Raw genomic sequence first — 2,883 nt, forward strand, 5'->3', positions numbered from 1 at the left:
GGCCGCGCCCGCCCCGAGCGTGCAGCCGCGCTCGTCCGAGCGCTCCGCGACCGCGTCGCTGCGGACGAATTCCCTTCTGGCGCGTCTTCGCGCACGCGGCGGCGACGCCAAGCCCGGCGGCGACGACGCCAAGCCCGGCGCGTCGACCCGGCGCGGCCTGCAGCCCGACGCCGCGACGCCGTCGGCCCCGCCGCGTCCCACCACGCGGGGGATTTCGCCGCGAGGCACGACGCCGGCCGCGGCCGGGTCCGCGGCCGCCGTACCCCCGATCTCGTCCGCGCTCCCGCCCGTACGGGCCGACCAGGGCCAACCAGCCCCTCCGGTCGGGACCCCCGGCACGGCGTGGCGCAAGGCCTGGGGATTCCCCGGCGTGGGCGACCCGGACACGGACGACTCGGGTGGCGACGACCAGACCGGCCCGGATACCTCGCGAACCGGGAAGGACGCCTGATGACCCCCCGTCACCACCACCGCCGGCGCGCGGCGGCCCTCGCCGCCGTCGTGTCCCTGGTTCTCGTGGGCTGCGCCCCCGACCTGCCGCAACCGCACCCGGAAGCGGCGCCCGCCGTGGCGCCCCCGACGCTGACCACCGACCAGTCCGAGCGCGTCCTGGTTGCGCTCGGCAAGACCCTCACTGATGCCGATGGCGCCCTGTCGGCGGACTCGCTCAAGGCCAGGCTGTCGGGCCCCGCGCTCGCCAGCCGGTCGGCCGAGTACTCGGTCAGCAAGACGACCTCCGGTGCGAAGGGCCTGACCGCGCTGCCCACCAAGGCGCAGACGCTCGTCGTGCCCAGCACCGAGGCCTGGCCTCGCACCGAGTTCGTCGTGACGACGCAGCCCGACGACCTGTCGAGCCCGCGGCTGCTCGTCCTTCAGCAGGCCGATCCGCGCAGCCAGTACACGCTGTGGGGCTGGGCCCGACTGCTTCCCGGCGTCAAGATGCCGGCCACCGCCGCGCCGACGACCGGCAGCGCCCCGGTGGCGCCGGACGCCAAGGGACTGGCCGCGACGCCGACCGACGTCGTGTCGCAGTACGCCGACGTCCTACTCAACGGCGACAAGTCGACCCACGCCAAGACGTTCACCGCCGCCGACTCGTACCGCAAGGGCATCGTCAACGGCCGCGAGCCGCTCGCGAACGTCGCCAAGCAGGCGTCCGGGAAGTTCACCGAGACCTACGCCCCGGTCAAGGACCAGACGTTCGCGCTCGCCACGGCCGACGGCGGCGCGCTCGTCGTCGCCGGGATGTCCACGGTGTCGGACCTGACCTTCAGCGGAGCGTCGCTGTCCCCGCCGCCCGAGCTGGTCGCGGTCTCCGGTGGCAAGCTCAAGTCCGGCGTCGAGCTGCGCAACAGCCTCAAGGTGACCTACGCCGACGTGGTCGCCTTCTACATTCCGCCGGCGGCCAAGAAGGCACAGGTCCAGGTACTGGGCGCCGAGCACATCCGAACGTCCGTCACCGGTTCCTGACCGGTCCGCAGCAGGGAGCAGCGCCCATGAGCCAACCCAGTAGCCAGCAGCCTCGCCTCGACATGCGCGGGGCGTTCGACCTCTCCGCGCTCAGTCGCCCCGCCACGCCGCCGCCCGGCGAGCCCGGGGGATTCCCGGCCCCGGGTCGGTACGTCGTCGATACGACCGAGGCGACGTTCCCGGAGCTCGTGCAGAGCTCCACGCAGTACCCGGTCGTGGTCCTGCTGTGGTCCTCGCGCGGCGCGGAGGCCAACGAGCTCGCTCGTGACCTCGGAACCGTCGCCGCCCAGTACGGCGGCCGCTTCCTGCTCTCCCGGGTCGACGTCGATGCGTTCCCGCAGATCGCGACCGCCTTCCAGGTCAAGCAGCTACCCACGGTGGTCGCGATCCTCGCCGGCCAACCGGTCCCGCTGTTCCAGGGTTCCTACCCCGCCGAGCAGCTTGCGCCGGTCATCGACCAGCTGCTTGCGGCGGCCTCCGCCAATGGGGTGACCGGCACGGTGCCGGCAGAACCGGGCGAGCCGGCCGTCGAAGAGCCCCTCGAGGTCGAGGAGCCCCCACTGCCGCCGTTGCACCAGGCGGCGTACGACGCGATCGAGCGGGACGACCTGGACGCCGCAGCAGAGGCCTACGCGCAGGCGCTGCGGGAGAATCCCCGGGACGACATGGCCAGGGCCGGGCTCGCGCAGGTCGGGCTGCTCCAGCGCACGAAGGATGCCGACCTCTCTGCCGCCCGCACGGCCGCGGCCGACGGGCCGACCGATGTCGCGGCGCAGCTCCTGGTGGCTGACCTCGATGTGCTCGGGGGCAAGGTCGAGGACGCTTTCAGCCGACTGATCGACCTCGTTCGGGTGACCACGGGGGAGGACCGAGAGGCGGTCCGGATCCGCCTGGTCGACCTGTTCGAGGTCGTGGGTGCCGACGATCCGCGCGTACCTGTGGCCCGCCGAGCGCTGGCGAACGCCCTGTACTGACGTCGGTGCAGGTCAGCGGTCCACGCCGCTGCGGTCCGAGGTGACGGGGGTCACGTCGGCGGGATTTGACGGTCCGGGATCGCCTTGCGTAAAGTTCCCGATGTTGCCCCGACAGGGAGGAACGGACACCGCAGCGCCTCGCAGCGCAGACGGTGGCTGGTCCCGGCGGGCAGCCACCCCGGGTAGGATCAGTCGGGCGCTTCGGCGCCTGGACGAGGTCGTGTCCGGCAGTCAGACCGCGCAGCATCTCCGGAGTTGAGTCTCACCGAATCGGTGAGTTTGACCGGAAGGTGCGATGCGGGTAAGTTAGAACGGTTGCCTCGCAGCCCGGTCGGAAGGCCGCAAAGCGATGCGCGTTCGTTCCTTGAGAACTCAACAGCGTGCCAAGTAGTCGATGCCATTATGTTCATCGGTTGGTGTGGTCGGGCCTTTGGCTCTG

General features: G+C 72.0%; 2 protein-coding genes and 1 pseudogene. All 3 read left to right on the forward strand.

Annotated features, from left to right (window positions below; all coding sequences use genetic code 11):
• Window positions 1-451: pseudogene (locus tag VIM26_RS19965) on the forward strand (hypothetical protein); the annotation flags it as partial.
• Window positions 451-1,470: a hypothetical protein gene (locus VIM26_RS19970; protein WP_331954498.1), complete on the forward strand. Its 1,020-nt coding sequence runs from the start codon at window positions 451-453 to the stop codon at window positions 1,468-1,470. The pseudogene VIM26_RS19965 and the gene VIM26_RS19970, both read left to right, overlap by 1 nt.
• A gap of 26 nt (window positions 1,471-1,496) precedes the next feature.
• On the forward strand, window positions 1,497-2,444 hold the full coding sequence (locus tag VIM26_RS19975) for a tetratricopeptide repeat protein (protein ID WP_331954500.1): 948 nt from the start codon (window positions 1,497-1,499) through the stop codon (window positions 2,442-2,444).
• Window positions 2,445-2,883 lie beyond the last annotated feature (439 nt).

Source organism: Pengzhenrongella sp., from assembly GCF_036565025.1.
In the GTDB taxonomy this organism is placed as follows: domain Bacteria; phylum Actinomycetota; class Actinomycetes; order Actinomycetales; family Cellulomonadaceae; genus Pengzhenrongella.